This window comes from Pseudonocardia benzenivorans CB1190 (assembly GCF_000196675.2).
GTDB lineage: Bacteria > Actinomycetota > Actinomycetes > Mycobacteriales > Pseudonocardiaceae > Pseudonocardia > Pseudonocardia benzenivorans.
On the sequence record NC_015312.1, the window covers coordinates 4,066,111 to 4,090,059 of the forward strand.

General features: G+C 71.8%; 17 protein-coding genes and 3 rRNA genes. 1 reads left to right on the plus strand and 19 read right to left on the minus strand.

Translation table 11 applies throughout. From position 1 onward, the window contains the following. Positions 1–9: 9 nt before the first annotated feature. The 16 genes from scpB to PSED_RS19215 form a co-directional block, all read right to left on the minus strand. Complete coding sequence (gene scpB, locus PSED_RS19140) at positions 10–786, minus strand: SMC-Scp complex subunit ScpB (RefSeq protein ID WP_013675896.1); 777 nt, start codon at positions 784–786, stop codon at positions 10–12. Next, complete coding sequence (locus tag PSED_RS19145) at positions 783–1,631, minus strand: segregation and condensation protein A (protein ID WP_013675897.1); 849 nt, start codon at positions 1,629–1,631, stop codon at positions 783–785. Before PSED_RS19145 ends, scpB begins: the two co-directional genes overlap by 4 nt. Next, positions 1,628–2,563, minus strand: a complete 936-nt coding sequence (locus tag PSED_RS19150) for a ParA family protein (RefSeq protein ID WP_013675898.1) — start codon at positions 2,561–2,563, stop codon at positions 1,628–1,630. Before PSED_RS19150 ends, PSED_RS19145 begins: the two co-directional genes overlap by 4 nt. A 171-nt stretch (positions 2,564–2,734) precedes the next feature. Then, positions 2,735–3,502, minus strand: a complete 768-nt coding sequence (locus tag PSED_RS19155) for a DUF4097 family beta strand repeat-containing protein (RefSeq protein WP_013675899.1) — start codon at positions 3,500–3,502, stop codon at positions 2,735–2,737. A gap of 22 nt (positions 3,503–3,524) precedes the next feature. Then, positions 3,525–4,448 carry a site-specific tyrosine recombinase XerD gene (xerD, locus tag PSED_RS19160; protein ID WP_013675900.1) on the minus strand — a complete coding sequence of 308 codons (924 nt, stop codon included), beginning with the start codon at positions 4,446–4,448 and terminating at the stop codon, positions 3,525–3,527. A 99-nt stretch (positions 4,449–4,547) separates the two neighbouring features. Then, entirely contained in the window at positions 4,548–5,534 is a 987-nt protein-coding gene (locus PSED_RS19165; protein WP_041759867.1) for an LLM class F420-dependent oxidoreductase, read from the minus strand. Between the two features lie 217 nt (positions 5,535–5,751). Then, positions 5,752–6,384, minus strand: a complete 633-nt coding sequence (locus tag PSED_RS19170) for an NUDIX domain-containing protein (RefSeq protein ID WP_013675902.1) — start codon at positions 6,382–6,384, stop codon at positions 5,752–5,754. Next, the gene (pyrG, locus tag PSED_RS19175) at positions 6,381–8,147 is read right to left on the minus strand and encodes a CTP synthase (protein WP_013675903.1); all 1,767 of its coding nucleotides are present in this window, start codon (positions 8,145–8,147) and stop codon (positions 6,381–6,383) included. The genes PSED_RS19170 and pyrG overlap by 4 nt, the downstream gene beginning before the upstream one ends. A 152-nt stretch (positions 8,148–8,299) precedes the next feature. After that, positions 8,300–9,220, minus strand: coding sequence for a copper transporter (locus tag PSED_RS19180; RefSeq protein WP_013675904.1), 921 nt, complete (start codon positions 9,218–9,220; stop codon positions 8,300–8,302). After that, positions 9,217–10,401, minus strand: coding sequence for a putative cytokinetic ring protein SteA (gene steA, locus PSED_RS19185; protein WP_013675905.1), 1,185 nt, complete (start codon positions 10,399–10,401; stop codon positions 9,217–9,219). The genes PSED_RS19180 and steA overlap by 4 nt, the downstream gene beginning before the upstream one ends. A gap of 141 nt (positions 10,402–10,542) precedes the next feature. Further along, positions 10,543–12,342, minus strand: a complete 1,800-nt coding sequence (recN, locus tag PSED_RS19190) for a DNA repair protein RecN (protein WP_041761666.1) — start codon at positions 12,340–12,342, stop codon at positions 10,543–10,545. Positions 12,343–12,420: 78 nt separating this feature from the next. Further along, positions 12,421–13,368 carry an NAD kinase gene (locus tag PSED_RS19195; protein ID WP_013675907.1) on the minus strand — a complete coding sequence of 316 codons (948 nt, stop codon included), beginning with the start codon at positions 13,366–13,368 and terminating at the stop codon, positions 12,421–12,423. Beyond that, positions 13,365–14,165: a TlyA family RNA methyltransferase gene (locus PSED_RS19200; RefSeq protein WP_013675908.1), complete on the minus strand. Its 801-nt coding sequence runs from the start codon at positions 14,163–14,165 to the stop codon at positions 13,365–13,367. Before PSED_RS19200 ends, PSED_RS19195 begins: the two co-directional genes overlap by 4 nt. Before the next feature lie 5 nt (positions 14,166–14,170). Further along, positions 14,171–14,437 carry a hypothetical protein gene (locus tag PSED_RS19205; protein WP_013675909.1) on the minus strand — a complete coding sequence of 89 codons (267 nt, stop codon included), beginning with the start codon at positions 14,435–14,437 and terminating at the stop codon, positions 14,171–14,173. Positions 14,438–14,537: 100 nt separating this feature from the next. Further along, entirely contained in the window at positions 14,538–15,596 is a 1,059-nt protein-coding gene (locus PSED_RS19210) for an HAD hydrolase-like protein (protein WP_013675910.1), read from the minus strand. Then, the gene (locus PSED_RS19215; RefSeq protein WP_013675911.1) at positions 15,593–16,597 is read right to left on the minus strand and encodes a tetratricopeptide repeat protein; all 1,005 of its coding nucleotides are present in this window, start codon (positions 16,595–16,597) and stop codon (positions 15,593–15,595) included. The genes PSED_RS19210 and PSED_RS19215 overlap by 4 nt, the downstream gene beginning before the upstream one ends. On the opposite strand from PSED_RS19215, the gene PSED_RS19220 reads away from it, so the two are divergent. Then, positions 16,598–18,508, plus strand: a complete 1,911-nt coding sequence (locus tag PSED_RS19220; protein ID WP_193788425.1) for a hypothetical protein — start codon at positions 16,598–16,600, stop codon at positions 18,506–18,508. It abuts the gene before it with no gap. Here PSED_RS19220 and rrf read toward each other — a convergent pair. From rrf to PSED_RS19235, 3 genes are all read right to left on the minus strand, one after another. After that, positions 18,509–18,625, minus strand: a 5S ribosomal RNA gene (rrf, locus tag PSED_RS19225). A 131-nt stretch (positions 18,626–18,756) separates the two neighbouring features. Then, a 23S ribosomal RNA gene (locus PSED_RS19230) occupies positions 18,757–21,910 on the minus strand. Between the two features lie 428 nt (positions 21,911–22,338). Next, a 16S ribosomal RNA gene (locus tag PSED_RS19235) occupies positions 22,339–23,858 on the minus strand. Together the 16S, 23S and 5S rRNA genes form the textbook arrangement of a ribosomal RNA operon. Between the last annotated feature and the right edge of the window lie 91 nt (positions 23,859–23,949).

The window sequence follows — 23,949 nt, forward strand, 5'->3', positions numbered from 1 at the left end:
CGGGCTGGCTCACGGCTCCTCGATCGCGTCGATGCTGTCGACGTCCGGGAGCAGCGGGGCGAGCGGGGGCAGGTCGTGCAGCGAGCCGAGGCCGAGCCGCTCCAGGAAGAGCTCGGTGGTGCGGAACAGCGTGCCCTGGGTGTGCGGGTCGACGCCCGCCTCCTCGACGAGGCCGCGGGTCAGCAGGGTACGCAGCACCCCGTCGCAGTTGACGCCGCGGACCGCCGCGACCCGGGCCCGCGTGACGGGCTGACGGTAGGCGACGATCGCGAGCGTCTCCAGGGCGGCCCTGGTCAGCCGGGCGCGCTGGCCGTCGAGCAGCAGCCGCTCGACGAACGGGGCGTGCCGGTCGCGGGTGTAGAACCGCCAACCACCCCCGACATGGCGCAGGTCGATCCCCCGTCCGGCGGCGGCGTACACGCCCGACAGCCGCTCGAGTGCCGCCCGGACGCGGCCGACGGGCTCGCCGACCGCGGCGGCCAGCACGTCGGCCTCGGTCGGGTCGTCGACGACGAGCAGCAGCGCCTCGAGCGCGGCGTCGAGGTCCGCGTCGGACTCGAGTACCGGCAGGTCGCCGGGACGGTCCGGCTGGGGGCCGGCCGCCGTCTGCGCGCCGGGGTCGACCGCGTCGAGGTCGACCGGTTCCGGTTCGACCGGGCCGGTGTCCGTGCGCGCGGCATCGACCGGGTCGGCCCCGTGCTCGATGGGGCCGTGCCCGTCGCGGCCGTGCACGTCGGCGCCGGCGGTCGGGTCGCCTGCGGTGGTGCGTTGGTCGAACTGGCTCACGGCTCGTCTTCGGGGTCGGCTGACGGTGCGTCCGGCGGAGGGCCCGCCTCGTCGCCGGACTCGGCGGCGATCCAGCGGACGGTCAGCTCGCCGAACGCCTCCGGCTGGTCCAGCCACACGCTGCGTTCACGGTACAGCTCCAGCACCGCGAGGAAGCGGGCGACCACCTCCAGCGGCCCGACGCAGTCGGCGGTGAGCTCGGCGAACGACGCCGTCCCCATGGTCGCCAGCCACTCCCGCAGCAGCGCGGCGTGCTCGGGCACCGACACCTGCGGGGCGTGCAGGTGGTCGACACCGACCGTCGGCGGCGGCTTCGGCCGGAACACCGACGCGGCGAGCTCGGCGAACGCGTCGGGGTCGACGCCGAGCAGCACCTCGGGCAGCAGCGCCGAGAACCGTTCCTCCAGCGCGACCGACCGCGGGAAGCGGCGCAGCGCGGTCGACTCCAGCTCGACGAACATCGCCGCCACCTGCTTGTACGCCCGGTACTGCAGCAGCCGCGCGAAGAGCAGGTCGCGGGCCTCCAGCAGGGCCAGGTCCTCGACGTCCTCGACGTCGCCGCCCGGCAGCAGCCGCGCGGCCTTCAGGTCGAGCAGCGTGGCCGCGACGACGAGGAACTCGGTGGTCTCGTCGAGGTCGACCCCGCCCTTGCTCTCCCCCATCTCCTTGAGGTGCGCGATGAAGTCGTCGGTGACCCGGTGCAGGGCCATCTCGGTGATGTCGAGCTCGTGCTTGCCGATCAGCTGCAGCAGCAGGTCGAACGGGCCCTCGAAGTTGTCGAGACGCACCCGGAACCGGGCGGGCCGCTCGGGTGGCGGCAGCGGGTCGTTCTCGACCAGCGTCACCGGGCGAGGACCTCGCGGGCCAGCAGCCGGTAGGCCTCGGCACCGTTCGACGTCGGCGCCCACGTCGTGATCGGCTCGCCGGCGACCGTCGTCTCCGGGAACCGGATCGTGCGGTTGATGACGGCGTCGAACACCTTGTCCCCGAACGCCTCCACCACGCGCTGGTGCACCTCGCGGGTGTGCAGGGTGCGCGGGTCGAACATCGTCGCGAGCACGCCGAGCAGTGTCAGGTCCGGGTTCAGCCGGTCGGTGACCTTCTCGATCGTGTCCATCAGCAGCGCGACGCCGCGCAGGCTGAAGAACTCGCAGGCCAGCGGGATGAGCACCGCGTCGGCGCAGGCCAACGCGTTGATCGTGAGCAGGCCGAGCGAGGGCTGGCAGTCGATCAGGACGATGTCGTAGCGGTCCAGCACGCGCTTGAGCGCCCGGCCCAGTGCCTGCTCGCGGCCGACCTCGGTGACGAGCTGGACCTCCGCCGCCGACAGGTCGATGTTGCTGGGCAGCAGGTCCATGCCCTCGACGCCCGTCTCCAGGATCACGTCGTCGGCCTCGACCCCGCGGTCCATGAGGAGGTTGTAGATCGTCGTCTCCAGCTGGTGCGGCTGCACACCCAGCCCGACCGACAGCGCGCCCTGCGGGTCGAAGTCGACGAGCAGCACCCGGCGCCCGTACTCGGCCAGCGCGGCGCCGAGGTTGATCGTCGACGTCGTCTTGCCGACGCCGCCCTTCTGGTTGGCGACCGCGATCACCCGGGCGGGTCCGTGCTCGGTCAGCGGCTCCGGTACGGGCGCACTCAAGCGGTGTCTCCCTCCGACGCGACCCGGCGCGGGTGTCGCGCCTCCGGCCGCGTCGACGCCGACCGTGTCGTCGGCGTCGTAGTCCTCGTCGTCGTGGGGGTCACGTCGGGGTTCGAAGGGCCGCGGTGTGTCCATGCGGGCTCCGGTCTCCTCGTGGGCGCCCCTACCGGGGGTGGTCCTGGCCGCAGGGTAGGAACCCGTGCGACGTGCGGCAACGCGGCTCGCCGTAGCCGGGCGAGGCGATCGGCAACGCTACGCCGTCCGGCCGAGTCGAACTGCCAGGGGGTCGCCCGTCGTCACCGCGGGTCAGGCGCCGGTGACCGTCACGTCGCCCGCCGTGCTCGACGCCGTGATCCGCGAGGGCGCCGACGCGTCGGTGGGGACGTCGACGTCGGTGCTGCCCGCCGTGGTGTCCGCGCTGACGGCGTACGGCCCGCCCGGGACGCGCACCGTGACCGCGCCCGCCGTCGACTCCGCGTCGACGCTGCGCGGTGGCGCGGCGAACGTGAGCTCGACCGCACCGGCCCTGCTCCGTGCCCCGACCTGCCCGGCCGTGAGGCCGTCCGCCGTGACGCCGCCCGCGTTCGCCGTGAGGTCCTGGTCGCCCGCGAGCCCGGTCACCCGCAGCTCGCCCGCCCCCAGCTCGGCCTTCGCCGCAGCCGCCTTCGGCACCGTCACGACGAACGCGGCCTCGCAACGGTCCGTGCCGCGGCCCGGACACCGGGCGGTGATGCGCAGGACGGTGCCGTCGACGCTCTCGGTGACCGTCGGCTTCGCGTCACCGGTCCAGCGCAGGGTCTGGTCGACGGTGGCCGAGCCGTCCGCGCCCGCCTTCACCTGGAGGTCGCCGGAGTCGGAGTCGATCTCGACGCGGTCGATCGCGACGTCGTGGCGCCGGCTCGTGGTCTCCTGACGCGTCCCGTCGGCCGCGGTGGCGGTCGCCGCCGTGCCCTGCGACGAGCCGTCCTGGGCCGACCCCACGCCCGTCACCTGCACACCGCCGCACGCCGCGACCACCGCGACCAGCGCGGCGAGCAACGGGACCGCCAGGACGCGCGCGCGGGTGCGGCTCATCGAGGCACGATAGCGGGCGCGGTCAACCCCGGGCCCGCGGATGCGCCGTCGCGTAGACCTCGCGCAGCGTGTCGACGGTGACGTGGGTGTAGATCTGCGTCGTCGCGACGGAGGCGTGCCCGAGCAGCTCCTGCACCACGCGGACGTCGGCGCCCCCGGACAGCAGGTGCGTCGCGAAGCAGTGCCGCAGCGTGTGCGGGGAGACCTCGGCCCGCACGCCGGCGACCTCGGCCGCGCCGCGCAGCACGTGCCAGGCGCTCTGCCGCGACAGCCGGGCGCCGCGGGCGTTGAGCAGCAGGGCGGGCGAGCCGCGGCCGCGGGAGGCCAGCGCGGGTCTGCCGCGGACCAGCCAGGCGTCGACCGCGGCCAGCGCGGGCCGGCCCACCGGGACGACGCGCTGCTTGCCGCCCTTGCCGTGCAGCAGCACGGTCCGCGATTCGGCGTCGAGGTCGTCGACGTCGATCCCCACGGCCTCGGAGATCCGGGCGCCCGTCGAGTAGAGCAGCTCCAGCAGCGCCCGGTCGCGCAGCCCCGTCGGGCCGTCGCCGATGCAGCCCGCGAGCAGCTGTTCCACCTCGTCGACGGTCAGCGTGCGCGGGAGCCTGCGGGCCGTCGCGGGTGGGGTGACCGCGCGGGAGACGTCGTCGTCGACCAGCCCGTCGCGGGCCGCGAAACGGTGCAGGCCGCGGACCGCCGCGAGCGCCCGCGCCGCCGACGACGCGGCGAGCGGCGCCGGGCCGCTGCGCAGCGCCGCGACGAAACCGGACACGTCCGCCTCCTGCACGGCGGCGAGGTCGTCGACGCCGCGCTCGCGCAGGTGCGCGACGTAGCGGCGCAGGTCGTTGCCGTACGCGCGCAGCGTGTTCGGCGAGCTCCCCCGCTCGACGGCCAGATGCGCCATGAACGCGTCCACCGCGCGCTCGACGCGGTCCGTCGCCACTGCCACCGGCGCCACCCCCACGGTCCATCGTGCCGTGCGGGGGCCCGGGCGCGGCGGCACCACGCCGAGCCCCGCCGTCACGCCGGGCGGCGGTCGGGACGGACGTCAGGAGAGGGCGGGGATGACCTCGCGCTCGAACAGCTCGATCCCCGACCGGTCCCAGGCCGCCTCGGGGAAGTAGAAGATCCCGTAGGCCAGCCCGCGCTTCTGCAGGTCCTGCAGGTTCTCGACGACCTGCTCGACGGTCCCGCACGCGGGCATCCCCTTGACCGCACCGAGCTGCCGGTCGGCCTGCTCCGAGCCGGCGATCCGGCTGACGCGGTCGTGCATCCGCCGCAGCCGCTCCGCGACCTCGGCCTCGTCACGGCCGATCGCGACGTTGTAGTTCGCCGAGCGGACGATCGCGTCGAAGTCGGTGCCGACCTCGCGGCAGTGCTCCGCGAGCAGCTCGGACTTGCGGGTGAAGCCGTCGGGCGTGCCGTCGAAGTTCGTGTACGCCGCGTAGCGCGCCGCGATCTTGAGCGTGACCTTCTCACCGCCACCGGCGATCCACAGCGGGATCCCGCCGTCCTGCAGCGGCGTCGGGAACACCCGGGCCCCGTCGACGGTGTACTGCCGGCCCGCGAAGTTCACCACGCCGTCGGTCCAGGCCTGCCGGAAGATCTGCACGCCCTCGTCGAGCATCCGCAGCCGCTCGGCCGCGCCCGGGAAGCCGTAGCCGTAGGCCCGCCACTCGTGCTCGTACCAGCCCGCGCCGATGCCCATCTCGACGCGCCCCCCGGAGACGATGTCGACCGTCGCCGCGACCTTCGCCAGGTACACCGGGTTGCGGTAGGCCATGCACGTACACATCTGACCGAGCCGGACCCGCTCGGTGACCGCGCCGAACGCCGACATCAGCGTCCAGGCCTCGTGGGTGGCCTCGTCGGTGGGAACGGGGACGGTGTGGAAGTGGTCGTAGACCCAGACCGACTCCCACGGACCGGCGTCCGCGTGCTGCGCGAGGCCCTTCATCACGTCCCACTGCCGGGCGGGTTCGATGCCGACGAGATCGAGCCGCCAGCCCTGGGGAACGAACATGCCGAAGCGCATACCAGCCATGGCCGGGAGCCTATGCCCGGCACGGGCTCCCGGCCGGGCCGACGGGTGTTCCTCACACCCCGCTCCGTGCGGATCCGCGTGATCGGATGCGCAGTGTGCCCGACCTGCGGCGTTTCGCCGTCGAGCGGCGCCTTCCCCCGCCGCGTGCTCGGTCGGCGGCGCGGTCGGCGGCGCGGTCGGCGGCGCGGTCGGTCGGTCGGCGGCGCGGTCAGTCGGCGGCGCGGGCGGCGAGGCGCGCGGCGAACCGCCGCGGCCGGTCGACCCACGGCGCGTCGACGGGTCTGCCGGCCCGTCCCGACAGCGCGTGCACGGCGAGCACCCCGGCCACCGTCGCACCGTTGACGATCGTGCCGTCGAGCACCATCGCGAGCGCCTCGTCGAGCGGCACCCGGTGCACCTGCAGGTCGGCCTCCTCGTCGTCCTCCCCCGCGGGTCGGCCCACGTCGGTGAGCCCGCGGGCCAGGTAGACACGGACGGCCTCGTCGGAGAACCCGGGCGAGGGCACCGTGTCGACGAGCACCGACCACTCGCGTGCCTCGAGGCCCGCCTCCTCGTGGAGCTCGCGGCGCGCCGTCACCGCCGGGTCCTCCCCGGCGACGTCGAGCAGCCCGGCCGGCAGCTCCCACAGCCGCCGTCCGACGGCGTGCCGGTACTGCAGGATCAGCACGATCCGGTCCTCGTCGTCGAGCGCGGCGATCGCGACCGCGCCCGGGTGCTCCATGATCTCCCGGGTCGCGACCCGCCCGCCGGGCATGACGACCCGGTCGGTGCGCAGGGCCATGACCCGGCCCTCGTAGACGTCGGCGGACGACTCGACGGCGAACTCGTGCCGGTCGGTCACGGGCGCACCGCGGCGACGGAACCGTTCGCCGAGGCGTCCGCGTCGACGGTGACGGCCTCCTGCGGGGCCGGGCGCTCCGGCGTGGCGTCGTCGCCGTGCACGTCGACCGGCAGCCGCTCCGCCGCCCGGTAGCCCAGTGCGGCGCGCACGAACGCGGCGAACAGCGGGTGCGGCCGGGTCGGGCGGCTCTTGAGCTCGGGGTGGGCCTGGGTGCCGACGAAGAACGGGTGCACCTCGGCCGGCAGCTCGACGAACTCCACCAGCGTGCCGTCGGGCGAGGTACCGAACCGCAGGCCCGCCTCGGCGAGCCGGTCGCGGTAGGCGTTGTTGACCTCGAAGCGGTGCCGGTGGCGCTCGGAGACCTCCGTCGTCCCGTACGCCTTCGCGACGATCCCGCCGTCGACCAGCGTCGCCGGGTAGGCGCCCAGGCGCATCGTGCCGCCCATGTCGCGCTCCCCGGCGACGACGTCGACCTGCTCGGCCATCGTCGAGATGACCGGGTGGGCCGTGGCGGGGTCGAACTCCGTCGAGCTGGCGCCCTCGAGGCCGGCGACGTTGCGGGCGGTCTCGATCACCATGCACTGCAGGCCGAGGCACAGCCCCAGCGTCGGGATGCCGCGGGTGCGGGCGTGGGTGACGGCGCCGAGCTTGCCCTCGATCCCGCGGATGCCGAAGCCGCCGGGCACGAGCACCCCGTCGACACCCTCGAGCGCGGCCGCCGCGCCCGCCGGGGTCTCGCACAGGTCCGACTGCACCCACCGGATTTCGACCCGCGCGCGGTGCGCGAACCCGCCCGCCCGCAGCGCCTCCGTCACCGACAGGTACGCGTCGGGCAGGTCGACGTACTTGCCGACGAGCGCGATCCGCGCCGTCTCCCGTGGATGGTGGACGCGGTCGAGCAGGTCGCCCCACACCGTCCAGTCGACGTCGCGGAACGGCAGTCCCAGCCGCCGCACGACGTAGGCGTCGAGCCCCTCGCGGTGCAGCACCTTGGGGATGTCGTAGATCGACGGCGCGTCGGGCGCCGCGGCGACACCGTCGAGCTCGACGTCGCACATCAGCGAGATCTTGCGTTTCATCGCGTCCGGGATCTCCCGGTCCGCGCGCAGCACCAGCGCGTCGGGCTGGATACCGATGTTGCGCAGCGCCGCGACCGAGTGCTGGGTCGGCTTGGTCTTCAGCTCGCCCGACGGCGCCAGGTAGGGCACCAGCGAGACGTGCAGGAAGAAGCAGTTGTCCCGGCCGACCTCGTGGCGGACCTGACGAGCGGCCTCGACGAACGGCAGCGACTCGATGTCGCCGATCGTGCCGCCCACCTCGGTGATGACGACGTCGGGCACGATCCCGTCGGCGTCCGGCGCCGCCATCGCGAGGATGCGGTCCTTGATCTCGTTGGTGATGTGGGGGATGACCTGGACCGTGTCGCCCAGGTACTCGCCACGCCGCTCCTTGGCGATGACCTCGGAGTAGACCTGCCCGGTCGTGACGTTGGCGCGACCGTGCAGGTCGCGGTCGAGGAAGCGCTCGTAGTGGCCGATGTCGAGGTCGGTCTCGGCGCCGTCCTCGGTGACGAACACCTCGCCGTGCTGGAACGGGTTCATCGTCCCGGGATCGACGTTGAGGTAGGGATCGAGCTTCTGCATGGTCACCCGCAGTCCGCGGGCGGTCAGCAGTTGACCGAGGCTGGAGGCGGTGAGCCCCTTCCCGAGCGAGGAAGCGACCCCTCCGGTGACGAACAGATGGCGTGTGGCGCGTGGCTGCACGGAACTTCAGCCTACCCGGAAGGTCCGGATCCGCTGCGGGCGCCCCGCCGGTCGGTCGTCACCCGTCCGGGGCACAGCGCTCTCGGCACGGCCGTCCGGGGTACAGCGCCCCGGGGGCACAGCGGTCCGAGGGCACCCGGGGTCTCCGACGGTCAGGCCGGGACCGTCGCGTCGGCCTTCGGCCCCGAGCCGTAGCTGCCGGCCTTGCCGTCGAGCTGCTCGCGCAGCGCGAGCACCGTCGCGATCCGGCCGGAACCGGTGTCGACGTCGTCGACGGTCGACAGGCCCGCCGTGGCGGTGCGGTCGGCGCGCGCGACCCCGACCGCCCCCGTCGCGGCGGCGGACCCCTGCCGTCCGACGAGCACCGCGCCCGCCGAGTCGCGGTCGAGCTCGGTCGCCAGCCGGGCCGGGACCGCGGCGGCGTCACCCGCGTCCGGGCCCTGGAACGTCGACCCGGTGACGACCAGCACCAGGTCGGCCGGCGCGGGCGCCGGGCCCGCCGTGACGAACCCGGCAGTGGTGAGGCCCGAGACCACGGCCTGCGCCTGGTCCGCCGTGGCCTGCGGCTTCCCGTCGCGCAGCGCGAGCACCGCGGCGAGCAGTCCGCCCGCGAGGCTCCCCGGGTCCGACGCGGCGGGCAGCTGCGCGCCCGTCGGGAGCAGCTGGGCCGTCAGCTCACGCAGCTGGTCGGCCCGGCCGGGGTCGGTGACGGCGTCGGTCAGGGCGAGCGTCCCCGTCGTCGTGCCGCCCGCCTGGCCGATCAGCGACGCGACGGCGTCACGGTCGGCAGCCGTCGCCCCGACCGTGACCACCGCGACGGACCGGCCGGTGAGCAGCCCCTTGACGACCGACGGCCCGATCCGCGCCGCGAACTGGTCGGCGGAGGCCTGCTCGGCGAGCAACGCGTCGCGCTGGGTGGTGAGCTGGTCGACCTGCGTCGACAGGTCGTCGCGGGTGGCCGAGACGGCCGACAGCACGCGGTCGGAGAGCCCGCTCGAGCCGAGGAAGACCCCGACGGCGAGCGCGAGGAAGACCGCGGCGATGGACACCGCGTGGTACCGCAGGGAGATCACCCGAACACGTCCTTGAACCATCCGACGACGGTGTGCCAGGCCTGCACGATCGCGTCGAACACCGCGTCGCCCGCCCGGGACACGAGCAGCGCGGCGACGACCGCGACCGCGGCGGCCACGATCATGAGCACGATCGCCCCGACCGAGATGCGGCTGCGGTAGAGCGCCGCGATCATCCGGCCGTCGACGAGGGTGCCGCCCAGCTGCAGCCGGGTCAGGAACGTCGAGGCGTTGCTGCCCGACCGGCCGCGGTCGAGGAACTCGGCCATGCTCGCCGAGAGGCCGACGGTCACGACCATCGACGCGCCGCGGTGGTGGGCCAGCAGCAGCGCGAGGTCCTCGGGGTTGGCCGTGCTCGGGAACGTCACCGCGCTCGCGCCGAGGTCCTGCACCCGGTGCAGGCCAGGGGCGTGCCCGTCGGCGTACGCCGGCACGACGACGTCGGCGCCGCTGGTCAGCGCGTCCGTCGACACCTCGGCGGGATCGCCGACGATGAGGTGCGGGCGGTGCCCGGCGGCGAGCAGCGCGTCGGCGCCCGCGCCGACCCCGAGCAGCACCGGCTGGTACTCGCGGATGTAGTCCTTGAGCCGGGCCAGCTCCTTCGTGTGGTCGAACCCGGTGCCCACGACGAGGACCTGCCGGCCCGCGAGCTCGACCTCGACCTCCGGGACCCCGTGCCCGTCGAGCAGCAGGGCGCGCTCCTGGCGCATGAACTCCGTGGTGTTGGCGGCGAACGCCTCGAGCTGGTGGGTCAGCCCCGACTTGGCCTCGACGAGCGCGTCGGCGACCGAGTCGGCGTCCTGCTCGACACCGCGGGCGATCTCGGTCTCGCCGGAGTAGAGGACGCCCTCGTGCAGCCGGAGCCTGCTGCCGTCCTTCGCGGTGCGCAGGACGTCCTCGCCGACGCCGTCGACCAGCACGATCCCGGCCCCGACGATCACCTCGGGACCCAGGTTCGGGAACCGCCCGGAGATCGACGGCGACGCGTTCACGACGGCCGCGACCTCGGCCGCGACCAGCGCGTCGGCCGTGGCCCGGTCGATGTCGATCTGGTCGATCACCGCGATGTCGCCCGGGCGCAGGCGGCGCAGCAGGGCGTCGGTCCGACGGTCGACGCGGGCGGTCGCGGCGAGCCCTGGCAGCTCGGGTCGCGAGCGGTTCAGCAGGCCGGACAGCTTCATGCACGCACTGTGACATCCGGGGCGGACGATCCCGTGCAGGCACGCCGGGGACGCCCCGTGAGATCACCACCCGTTCGGGGCCGCGCGGTGCGCACCGCCGTCGCACGGGCCGCAGGTCGCAGCCGTCCGCGGACGGGAGCGTCAGCTCGCGCGGCGCGTGCGCCCCCTGCCCTTCGGGGCCGAGCGGGCGGCGCGCTTGTCACCGTCCGCCGTCGCGAGCAGCTCCTCGGCGTGCGCGCGGCCCGACGACGTCTCGTCGAGCCCCGCGAGCATCCGGGCCAGCTCGACGACGCGGTCCTCCTGGCCGAGGGTGCGCACGGAGCTGCGGGTGACCCCGCCCGCGCCGGCCTTGTGCACCACCAGGTGCCGGTCGGCGTACGCGGCGACCTGGGCCAGGTGGGTCACGACGATCACCTGGTGGCTGGTGGCCAGCCGGGCCAGCCGCCGGCCGATCTCCACGCCCGCGCGCCCGCCGATGCCGGCGTCGACCTCGTCGAACACCATCGTGGGCACCGGGTCGGCGCCGGCGAGCGCGACCTCCAGCGCGAGCATGACGCGCGAGAGCTCGCCGCCCGACGCCCCCTTGTGCAGCGGCTGCGGCGCCGACCCGGCGTGCGGGGTGAGCCGCAGCTCGACCTCGTCGGTGCCCGATCCGCCGGCGACCAGCGGGGTGCCGTCGACGACGATCGCCTCCCCCGCCTCGACGGCCTCCGGCGACGCCGTCCGCGGCGCCACCCCGACGGCGAGCACCGCGTCGCGCATGGCGAGCCCGGCGAGCTCGGCCGTGGTCTCGGCCGCGAGCCGGGAGGCGGCCGCGGTGCGGGCCGCGGTGATCGCGGCGGCGTGCCCGGCGAGCTCGACGGCCAGCTCGTCGCGGCGGGCGGCCAGTGCGGCCAGCGCCTCGTCGGAGGTGTCGAGGTTCTGCAGCCGCGCCCTGGCCTCGTCGGCCCAGGCGAGGACACCGTCGGTGTCGGCGGCGTACTTGCGGGTCAGCGCCCGGAGCTCGGCCTGCCGCGAGAGCACGGCGGCGAGCCGTTCGGGATCGGCGTCGAGCCGGTCGAGGTAACCGGTCAGCTCCGCGGCGACGTCGTCGAGCACGGCGAGCGCCTCGCCGAGGCGGGCGTCGAGCGCCGCGAGCTCCGGGTCCTCCGAGCCGGCCAGCCGGTGGCGCGCCTCCCCGACGAGCCCGGCGGCGCCGGGCGCGTCCATCGCGGCGGCCGCGTCGTCGGCACCGGCGAGGGCCACCCGCGCGCCCGTGGCGGCCTCGCGCAGGTCGTCGGCCGCGGCGAGCCGCCGAGCCTGCTCGACCAGCTCACGGTCCTCCGCGGGCCGGGGCGCGACGGCCTCGATCTCCGCCAGCCCGTGCCGCAGCAGGTCCGCCTCCTGGGCCAGCCTGCGGGCACCGTCGCGGCGCTCGACGAGCTCCGCGCACACCTTCTGCCACTCCGCGCGCACCGCGCGGTAGGCCTGCAGCGGCGCCGCGACCGCGTCGCCGGCGTAGCGGTCGAGCAACGCCCGCTGGTCGGCCGGGCGCAGCAGGCGCAGCTGGTCGTTCTGGCCGTGCACGGCCAGCGACGCCTCGGCGAGCCGGCCCAGCACCCCGACGGGGACGGAACGGCCCCCCAGATGGGCACGGGACCGGCCGTCGGCCGACACCGTGCGCACCGCGATCAGCTCACCGTCGTCGACGTCCGCGCCGACCTCCTCGGCCAGGGCGAGGGCCTGCGCCCGGGCGAGGAACCTGCCCTCCACGACCGCCCGCCGGGCCCCCTCCGACACCCGCGAGGCCTCGGCCCGGCCGCCGCCCAGCAGCGACAGCCCCGTGACCACCATCGTCTTGCCCGCGCCGGTCTCACCGGTCAGGACCGTCAGCCCCGGGTCGAGCTCCAGGGTGGCGTCGTCGATCACGCCGAGGCCCTGGATCCTCATCTCGGCCAGCATGCGCCGAAGCGTACGGCGCCGGACCGACATCGCGCCCGCCGCCATCCACAGGCCCCCCGGCCTGCGGCGACCGGCGGCTCAGCCTTCGTCCGCCGCGTCGGGGCGGTCGTCCGCGTCGGGACGGCGCTGACCTCGCCACCCCCGGACGGGCAGGTCGAACTTGCGGACGAGCCGGTCGGCGAACGGCCGCCCGTCGAGCCGCACCAGCCGGACGGGCTGCGCGCCGCGCCCGATCTCCACCCGGGCGCCGGGCGGCAGCGGGATCGTGCGCCTGCCGTCGCAGTCGAGGATCGCGGCCGGCCCGTCGGGATGGACCTCGATCGCGAGGTGGGAGTCCGGCGCGACCACCATCGGCCGCGCGAACAGCGCGTGCGCGTTGCTGGGCACCAGCAGCAGGGCCTCGACCAGCGGCCACACGACGGGCCCGCCCGCGGAGAACGCGTACGCCGTCGAGCCGGTCGGCGTCGCGCAGATGACGCCGTCGCAGCCGAAGCTCGACACCGGGCGGGCGTCGACCTCCAGCGTCACGTCGAGGATCCGCTCGCGGCTCGCCTTCTCCACGCACGCCTCGTTGAGCGCCCACGTGCGGCCCAGCTCGGTGCCGTTGACGCGGGCGACCACGTCGACCGTCATGCGTTCCTCGACGCTGTACTCGCGCGCGACGATCGCGTCCACCGCCGCGTCGAGCGAGTCCTCCTCGACCTCGGCGAGGAAACCGACGTGGCCGAGGTTCACCCCGAGCAGCGGCACCCCGCACGCGCGGGCCAGCGCGGCACCGCGCAGCAGCGTCCCGTCGCCGCCCAGCACCAGCACCATCTCCGAGCCGACCGCCCGGCCCGGTTCCTCGGGCACGACGACCGGCTCGAACCCGGGCGGCAGGTCGAGGTCGACGCGCTTGCGCTCGGCCTCCAGCATGCGGATGCGCACGCCCTCGGCCGCGAGCCGCTTCGCGACCGCCGCCGCCGTGCGGCGCGTCTTCGGCCGCCCGGTGTGCAGGACGACGAGGATCTCCCGCGGCTGCGTCACCGGGGGCCCTCCGCGACCGCACGGGCCAGCACGTCGTCGCCCGCGTCGGCGTCCCCGGGCCCCGACTCCAGCCGCAGGAAGTACTCGACGTTGCCCGACGGGCCCGGCAGCGGGCTCGCGACCGCGCCGAGCACCCGCAACCCGGCCTCCCGCGCCGCGCCCGCGACCTCGGTCAGCGCCGCGAGCCGCAGCGCCGGGTCGCGCACGACCCCGCCCGACCCCAGCCGGGACCTGCCCACCTCGAACTGCGGCTTGACCATCGGCAGCAGCGTCCCGCCCGGCTCGGTGCACGCGACGAGCGCCGGCAGCACGGTGCGCAGTGAGATGAACGACAGGTCGGCGACGGTCAACGCCGCAGGACCGCCGATGTCGTCGGGCGTGAGCGCGCGGACGTTGGTGCGGTCGTGGACCTGCACCCGCTCGTCGCTGCGCAGCCGCCAGACGAGCTGGCCGTAGCCGACGTCCACGGCGACGACGCTCGCCGCGCCGCGGTCGAGGAGCACGTCGGTGAACCCGCCGGTCGAGGCGCCCGCGTCGAGACAGCGCAGGCCCGTCACGTCGACCTCGAACGCGTCGAGGGCGCCGAGCAGCTTCGCCGCGCCCCGGGAGGCCCACTCGCGCCCGGGGGTCTCCGCGACGACGACGGGGGTGTCCCGGTCGATCTGCGTCGCGGCCTTGCCGGCCGGAACGCCGCGCACGACGACGCGGCCCTGCTCGATCATCTCCGCCGCCTGCGCCCGCGACCGGGCGAGGCCGCGGCGGACCAGCTCGGCGTCGAGCCGGGCCCGGACGGCCACGTCCGTCACCGCCCGTCGGGCTGGTCGCCCGACGGGCCGCCCGCGGCGAGCGCCTCGCCGAGCGCGGCGTGCACGGCCTCGAAAGCCGCGACGTGCTCGGCCACCGGCCGACCGGCGACCGCGTCGAGCCCGGCCACCGCCCGCTCGACCGACGCGCGCACGGCCTCGACCGGCCGCGCACCCGCCGGCGCGGAGGGCGGCGGGCCCGGACGGGGATCACCGGGCAGCGGCACCGCTCGGGGTGCCGGGCGATCCGGTGACGGGTCTGTCATGGTCTGGCTCCCGGGACGGCGTCGGATGCCGCCACGGTAGCCGGTCCGCCCGGGACGGCGGACCGGCCCGCCGACGAGGTCGCTCGGGACGAGGCGGACCTCACGCGCCCGTCGCGGCGCCGACGTCCTGCGCGTCGCGCGTGACGAGGCCGAGTTCCGTCGCGACCCCCGCGGCGGCGTCGCCGTCGGTGCGCAGCGTGTACGGGCCGCCGCCGCGCGCCCAGTGCACCGCGCAGAGCGAGCGGAGTGCGTCGAGCCCCGGCTCGGGGGAGCCGTCGCCGTCGCCCGCGAGCAGCACGCCGCCGTCCGGCGCGGCCTCGACGTACCAGCCCGGCCGCACGGCGTCCGTCGCGAGCTCGACCGCCGGTCGCGGCAGCGCGGTGAGGTTCGCGGCGACGTAGGCGGGCCGCTGCTGGGGCACGGCGGCGAGGACATCGGACGGCCCGCTGATCCCGGTGAGCACCAGCAGCGTCGGCAGCGAGGCCGCGTGACCGCCCTCGATGTCGGTGTCGAGCCGGTCGCCGACGACGAGCCCGGCGCGCGCGCCGCTGCGTTCGACCGCCTCGCGGACCAGCCGCAGTCCCGGCTTGCCCGCGACCTGCGGTTCCAGACCCGTCGCGACCTTCAGGGCCGTGACCATCGCACCGTTGCCCGGGAGCGGGCCGCGCGGGGTGGGCAGGGTGAGGTCGGTGTTCGTCGCGACCCAGATCCCGCCGGCGCGCAGCACGACCGACGCCTCGGCCAGGTTCCGCCAGCCCGTGTCGGGGTTGTGCCCCTGGATGACGGCCACCGCACCGGGGGCTTCGCGGACGGGCTTCAGTCCGACGAGCGCGCACTCCTCGGCCAGCGCGTCCGTCCCCAGGACGAGGACCGCGGCACCCGGGTCGACCTGCTCGGCCAGCAGCGCCGCACCCGCCTGGGAGCTGGTCATGACGTCGTCGGTCGTGGCCGGGAAGCCCAGCTCGCCGAGGTGCGCCGCGACCTCCGACGGCCGTCGCGACGCGTTGTTGGTGACGTACGCCGTCCGCACACCACGCGCCGCGGCGTCGACGACCGCGTCGACGGCGTGCGGGATGGCGTCGTGGCCCGCGTAGAGGGTGCCGTCGAGGTCGACGAGCAGCACGTCGTGCAGCTTGAGCAGGCTCCGCTGGTCGGTCATCGCGCGTCGGGGCGTTCGGCGTCGATGTCCGGGCCGGTGGCTGCCTCGTTCACGTCGGTGTCTCCTGTCGTCGCCGCGTCCTCGGCCGGGACGGGCCCGGAGCCGGTGGACGTCTCGTCGTCACTCCCACCCTGGTCCACGACCGGTTCCGGGTCGAGAGCGTCCGGGTCCGACGCATCGGGGTCGGACCCGGCGGGGTCGGGAGGGCCCGGGTCGGGAGAACCCGGGTCGACGACATCCTCGACGGCGGTGCTCACGTCGGCCTCCCCCGCGGAGAGGTCGTCGAGGGGGTACTCCTCCTCGCCGAACGTGATGTCGTCGGCGGACTCGAGCTCCTCGCCGGTGAGCTCGGCGATGCGGGCGGCGGCGTCGGTCTCGCCCTCGACGTCGGCGTCGTGGGCGTGCACGAACCACTGCACGGCGTCGGCCTCACGGCCCGCGGCGAGCAGGTTGTCGGCGTAGGCGTAGAACAGCCGCGCGCTCCACGGGTCACGCCGGACCGGGTCGAGATCGGGCACCTGCAGCCCGACGATCGCGGCGTCGAGCTCACCGAGGTCGCGGCGCGCACCGGCCGCGACGATCAGCAGCTCGATGCGGTCGGCGGGCGCGAGGTCGGCGACCTCGGGACCGCGAGTCAGCTCGAGTGCCCGCTCGGGACGGCCGAGGGCCCGCTCGATGTCGGCCATCAGCGCCAGGTGCCCGGGGCCGCCCCCCATCCGACGGGCCGCGCGCAGCTCACCGAGCGCCTCGGTCCACTCCCCCGCGTGGTAGGCGACGATGCCCGACGCCTCCCGCACCACCGCGATGCGCGACGCCCGGCGCCGCGCGTACCGCGCGTGCTCCAGCGCCAGCTGCGGGTCGTCGTCGACGAGGGAGCCCGCCGCAACCAGGTGGCGCGCCACGGTCTCGGCCGTCTCCTTCTGCAGGCCGCGCAGGTCGCGACGGACCTCGGAGTCCAGGTCGGACGCCGCGATGGCGTCGTCGAGGACGGGTGCGCGCACGTGCCGCTCGGCATCGTCGCGGTCGTCGCGCCGTGCGTCCCGACGGTCGTCCCTGCGGTCGTCACGGCCGCGGCCGGGCCCGCGGCGGTCGTCGTCGCGACGCGGCCGGTCCCGGTCCCAGGAGCCGCGCGGTTCGCGCCGGTCGGACCGCGTACGGTCGGCGTACTGCCGACCGGCCGGCCGGCGCGCAGGCCCGCGGTCACGGTCGTCACCGGCCCCGCCTTCCGCCGCTGCCGACGGCTCGTCGCCCTCAGCGCGGTCGTGGGCCGCCGCGGCGTCGCCGATGCCGGAACCCGACGTCGGCGCGGCCGGGCCGGCCTCGTCGGCGGCGTCGGGTCCCGACGGCGCCGAGCCGGCGTCACGGCGTGCGAAGTCGGCTCCACCGAGTGGCCCGCGCCGCCGCGGCGTCGGAGCATCCTCACGACGGTCGTCGCTCCAGCCACCCGACGTGTCAGGGGCGCTCTCGCCGGCGGCGTCGTCGCGACGCCAGCCGCCGGCCCGGTCCCCGCGGTCGTCCCGGGAGCTGCGGTCGTCCCGCGAGCTGCGGTCGTCCCAGCCGCTGCGGTCGTCGCGGGTCACCCGGTCGTCGCGCCGGGGCCGGTCCTCACGACCCGGCCGGTCGTCGCGGCGATACCCGCGGCCGCCGGCCGGCCGGTCGTCGCGGCTGCGGTCGCTGCGGAACCTGTTGTCGCCGTACCGGTTCTCACGACGGCCGCCGTCCCCGCGACGGTCGTCCCTGTCCCGGTCGTCACTGCGGCGGTCGTCACTGCGGCGGTCGTCACTGCGGCGGTCGTCACTGCGGCGGTCGTCACTGCGGCGGTCGTCCCGGTAGCGGTCGTACGGGGCACGGTCGGCAGCGAGGCGGTCCGTCCCGGGGCGGTCGTGGCGCCGGGCGCCACCGGAGCGATCGTCCCCGCCCCGCTCGTCCCAGCGCCGGCCGCGGGACCGGTCGTCGCGGGAGCGGTCGCCGGTGGGGCGCCGGTCCTCCCAGCGAGGCCGGCCCTCGCGCTCCGCGTCGCGCCCACGGTCCTGGGACCGCCGCTCGCTGCTGCCGTAGGGGCGGTCCGCGCCACGGCGGTCGTCGCGCCGCCCGGCGTACCCGGCGGAGCCGCCCCGGTCGTCGCGCCGGGCGGTGTACCCGCGGGAGCTGCCGCGGTCGTCGCCGTAGCGCGACGAGCCGGCACGGTCGTCACGTCCCCGGTCGTCGCGCCGGCGGTCGTCACCCTCACGGCGCCAGCCGCCGCCCGACCGGTCGTCACGGGCATCGCCACGGCCGTGGGGTCGCCGATCCGTGCCGCCGCCGCTGCGGACCTGCCGGAAACCGTTCTCGCGCTTGTCCTGCCACCGGCCGCCCGGCCCGCCGCGGCCGGAGTCGTCCCGACGGCCGCCGCGGTCATCGCCACGCCGGTCATCGCTGCGCCGGTCATCGCTGCGCCGGTCGGACCGGTAGCCACCGCCGCGCCGGTCGTCCCGGCCCTGGCCGCTGCCAGGGCGAGGGCCCCGGTCGTCCCGCGACCGTCGGTCACCATCGGCACGCGGGCGGTCGGACCCCCGGTAGCCGCCGCGGGACCTGTCGTCGCGGTTCGGGCGGGACCCACGGGCGTCGTCGCGCCCGGACCGGTCGCCGTCCTGGCGGCGCGGCCGATCGTCCCCGCGGCGATCACCTTCGCGCGCAGTCCAGCCGGAACCGACACGGCCGCTGTCGCGAGAACGGTCGCGCCGCTCGCCCTGATCATTTCTGCTAGCCCGTCCGCCATTTCCGGCGGGCCGACCCGAACCCTGACGATTTCCGTCACGACGATCGCGTCGCGGACGGTTATCGTCGGAACCATCCGCGATACTCATGGGTCCAGAATACAAAAGTGGGCCCCAGCCGTGACGGCTGGGGCCCACTTCGTACCACATGTTTGATGCCGGCAGTGACCTACTCTCCCACACCCTGGCGAGTGCAGTACCATCGGCGCTGGAGGGCTTAGCTTCCGGGTTCGGGATGGGACCGGGCGTTTCCCCTCCGCCATGACCACCGACAACACTATCCAAACAAAAACCCGACCCCCACCCCCAAACAACAGGGCAGAGACCCGAGACAGAACACCAACCCACCCCACAATCAGGGGAGTTGTGTGCTCAGGGTCACACAGTGGATGCGAACAACACGTTGTGGCAAGCCCTCGGCCTATTAGTACCAGTCAACTCCACCCCTCACAGGGCTTCCATCTCTGGCCTATCAACCCAGTAGTCTGCTGGGGGCCTTAACCACGCAAGGTGGTGGGAGACCTCATCTTGGAACGAGCTTCCCGCTTAGATGCCTTCAGCGGTTATCCCTTCCGAACATAGCCAACCAGCCATGCCCCTGGCGGGACAACTGGCACACCAGAGGTTCGTCCGTCCCGGTCCTCTCGTACTAGGGACAGCCTTCCTCAAGTCTCCTACGCGCGCGGCGGATAGGGACCGAACTGTCTCACGACGTTCTAAACCCAGCTCGCGTACCGCTTTAATGGGCGAACAGCCCAACCCTTGGGACCTACTCCAGCCCCAGGATGCGACGAGCCGACATCGAGGTGCCAAACCATGCCGTCGATATGGACTCTTGGGCAAGATCAGCCTGTTATCCCCGGGGTACCTTTTATCCGTTGAGCGACACCCCTTCCACCAGGAGGTGCCGGATCACTAGTCCCGACTTTCGTCCCTGCTCGACCCGTCGGTCTCACAGTCAAGCTCCCTTGTGCACTTACACTCAACACCTGATTGCCAACCAGGCTGAGGGAACCTTTGGGCGCCTCCGTTACCCTTTAGGAGGCAACCGCCCCAGTTAAACTACCCACCAGGCACTGTCCCTGAACCAGATCATGGCCCGAGGTTAAGACACCCAATTCGACCAGAGTGGTATTTCAACAACGACTCCACAACCACTGGCGTGGCCACTTCACAGTCTCCCACCTATCCTACACAAGCCGAACCGAGCACCAATACCAAGCTGTAGTAAAGGTCCCGGGGTCTTTCCGTCCTGCCGCGCGTAACGAGCATCTTTACTCGTAGTGCAATTTCGCCGAGTCTCTGGTCGAGACAGCGCCCAAGTCGTTACGCCATTCGTGCAGGTCGGAACTTACCCGACAAGGAATTTCGCTACCTTAGGATGGTTATAGTTACCACCGCCGTTTACTGGCGCTTAAATTCTCCGCTTCGCCCCCGAAGGGACTAACAGGTCCTCTTAACGTTCCAGCACCGGGCAGGCGTCAGTCCGTATACATCGTCTTGCGACTTCGCACGGACCTGTGTTTTTAGTAAACAGTCGCTTGGGCCTGGTCTCTGCGACCGGCTGCCCCTAGCCCGCAAGGAGCTTCAGAGCCTCCGGCCCCCCTTCTCCCGAAGTTACGGGGGTATTTTGCCGAGTTCCTTAACCAGAGTTCACTCGATCGCCTCGGTATTCTCTACCTGACCACCTGTGTCGGTTTAGGGTACGGGCCGCAACAGCACTCGCTAGAGGCTTTTCTCGGCAGCATGGGATCACCCTACTTCGCCTCAATCGGCTACGCATCACCTCTCACCCACGACATCAAAGTCAGACACCCGGATTTACCTGGATGTCGGGCTACAGGCTTGCACCAGGACAACCAACGCCTGGCGGGACTACCCTCCTGCGTCACCCCATCGCTTGCCTACTACCGGATCGGGTCCCACGCTCCCCCCACAACCATCCCCGAAGGGACAGAAAGAGGTTCGGATGGTCAGCATCACCGGCCTCGACACGGACGCACCATCACGGGCACGGGAATATCAACCCGTTGTCCATCGACTACGCCTGACGGCCTCGCCTTAGGTCCCGGCTCACCCTGGGCGGATTAACCTGGCCCAGGAACCCTTGGTCATTCGGCGGCAGAGGTTCTCACTCTGCATTCGCTACTCATGCCTGCATTCTCACTCGCACACCCTCCACCCCTCGATCACTCGGAGGCTTCACCGGATGCACGACGCTCCCCTACCCATCCCAACGACTACACCACCCACCAGGGACAAACCCCGACAGGCCGGCGGATCAAAGCTGGAATGCCACGGCTTCGGCGGTGCGCTTGAGCCCCGCTACATTGTCGGCGCAGGACCACTTGACCAGTGAGCTATTACGCACTCTTTCAAGGGTGGCTGCTTCTAAGCCAACCTCCTGGTTGTCTGGGCGATCCCACATCCTTTCCCACTTAGCACACGCTTAGGGGCCTTAGCCGGTGATCTGGGCTGTTTCCCTCTCGACTACGAAGCTTATCCCCCGCAGTCTCACTGCCACGCTAGAAATACCGGCATTCGGAGTTTGGTTGACTTCAGTAAGCTTGTCGGCCCCCTAGGCCATCCAGTGCTCTACCTCCGGTACCCACCACGCGACGCTGCACCTAAATGCATTTCGGGGAGAACCAGCTATCACGGAGTTTGATTGGCCTTTCACCCCTACCCACAGCTCATCCCCCAGGTTTTCAACCCTGGTGGGTTCGGGCCTCCACCACGTCTTACCGTAGCTTCACCCTGGCCATGGGTAGATCACTCCGCTTCGGGTCTACACCCCGCGACTACACGCCCTATTCAGACTCGCTTTCGCTACGGCTACCCCACACGGGTTAACCTCGCCACGAAGCATAACTCGCAGGCTCATTCTTCAAAAGGCACGCCATCACCACCACAACCCAAAGATCGCAGCACGGCTCTGACGGCTTGTAGGCACACGGTTTCAGGTACTCTTTCACTCCCCTCCCGGGGTACTTTTCACCTTTCCCTCACGGTACTAGTCCGCTATCGGTCACCAGGGAGTATTTAGGCTTAGCGGGTGGTCCCGCCAGATTCACAGCAAATTCCACGAGCTCGCTGCTACTCGGGAATACGGTCCATCACAGGCTGCATGTTTTCGCGTACGGGGCTCTCACCCACTACGGCGACCCTTCCCAGAAGTCTTCCACTAACACACAGACACCACGATCCGCAGTCCGGCAGAACCACGACGACCACATCCCACAACACCGCATCCGCAACCCCTGCCGGGTATCACACGAACACGGTTTAGCCTCATCCGCTTTCGCTCGCCACTACTCACGGAATCACAATTGTTTTCTCTTCCTGTGGGTACTGAGATGTTTCACTTCCCCACGTTCCCCCTTGCACCCTATGAATTCAGATACAAGTGACACCCCATGACGGGTGCCGGGTTTCCCCATTCGGACACCCTCGGATCACAGCTCGGTTGACAGCTCCCCGAGGACTATCGCGGCCTCCCACGTCCTTCATCGGCTCCTGATGCCCAGGCATCCACCGTGTGCCCTTACACACTTGACCACAACAAGATGCTCGCATCCACTATGCAACACTCAACACACAACCACACCCCGAAACCAAGAACCCACCACACCCACACCCCGACCACGTCAGAGCAACACCCAGCACCACAGCACCGAGCACCAGGGATGCGTTAGGGAACCACGCCCAGGAGCGGACCAGAAAAAACAACCCCAACCACCACAACGGCGGCCCGAGTGTCTCCTCAGGACCCAACAGTGTGCCGAACCCCCCCAGAAAACCCGGGGAAAGCCATCGAATCAGCAGAAAATGTTCCACCCAGCCACACCACACACCCAACCCCCAAACCAGGAGCCGGCGCGCTGTTCACGGTGCGGAATCAGATGAAAGGAGAACCAACCCTCAACACGCGGACACACAGTCCACACACTCGGCCTGGTCACCTCACCACACGGTGAGCTCCTTAGAAAGGAGGTGATCCAGCCGCACCTTCCGGTACGGCTACCTTGTTACGACTTCGTCCCAATCGCCAGTCCCACCTTCGACAACTCCCTCCCACAAGGGGTTAGGCCGTCGGCTTCGGGTGTTACCAACTTTCGTGACGTGACGGGCGGTGTGTACAAGGCCCGGGAACGTATTCACCGCAGCGTTGCTGATCTGCGATTACTAGCGACTCCAACTTCACGGGGTCGAGTTGCAGACCCCGATCCGAACTGAGACAAGCTTTAAGGGATTCGCTCCACCTCACGGTCTCGCAGCCCTCTGTACTTGCCATTGTAGCATGTGTGAAGCCCTGGACATAAGGGGCATGATGACTTGACGTCATCCCCACCTTCCTCCGAGTTGACCCCGGCAGTCTCCCATGAGTCCCCGGCATAACCCGCTGGCAACATGGAACGAGGGTTGCGCTCGTTGCGGGACTTAACCCAACATCTCACGACACGAGCTGACGACAGCCATGCACCACCTGCACACCAACCACAAGGGAAGCCCTATCTCTAGGGATGTCTGGTGCATGTCAAACCCAGGTAAGGTTCTTCGCGTTGCATCGAATTAATCCACATGCTCCGCCGCTTGTGCGGGCCCCCGTCAATTCCTTTGAGTTTTAGCCTTGCGGCCGTACTCCCCAGGCGGGGCGCTTAATGCGTTAGCTGCGGCACAGAGACCGTGGAATGGCCCCCACACCTAGCGCCCAACGTTTACGGCGTGGACTACCAGGGTATCTAATCCTGTTCGCTCCCCACGCTTTCGCTCCTCAGCGTCAGTATCGGCCCAGAGACCCGCCTTCGCCACCGGTGTTCCTCCTGATATCTGCGCATTTCACCGCTACACCAGGAATTCCAGTCTCCCCTGCCGAACTCCAGTCATGCCCGTATCGACCGCAAGCCCACAGTTAAGCTGCAGGTTTTCACGACCGACGCGACAGACCGCCTACGAGCTCTTTACGCCCAATAATTCCGGACAACGCTCGCACCCTACGTGTTACCGCGGCTGCTGGCACGTAGTTGGCCGGTGCTTCTTATCCAGGTACCGTCACTCACGCTTCGTCCCTGGCGAAAGAGGTTTACAACCCGAAGGCCGTCATCCCCCACGCGGCGTCGCTGCGTCAGGCTTCCGCCCATTGCGCAATATTCCCCACTGCTGCCTCCCGTAGGAGTCTGGGCCGTGTCTCAGTCCCAGTGTGGCCGGTCGCCCTCTCAGGCCGGCTACCCGTCGTCGCCTTGGTAGGCCATCACCCCACCAACAAGCTGATAGGCCGCGGGCCCATCCCCCACCGAAAAAACTTTCCACCACACACCATGCGATCCGTGGTCATATCCGGTATTAGACCCAGTTTCCCAGGCTTATCCCAGAGTGGAGGGCAGGTCACCCACGTGTTACTCACCCGTTCGCCGCTCGTGTACCCCGAAAGGCCTTACCGCTCGACTTGCATGTGTTAAGCACGCCGCCAGCGTTCGTCCTGAGCCAGGATCAAACTCTCCAACAAAAACCCTGACAAAACAAACACACGCCCACCCCGAAACGGGGGTCCCGAAAGTGAGCGCAAAACAAACTGGCACAAACCGCCAATCCGAAAA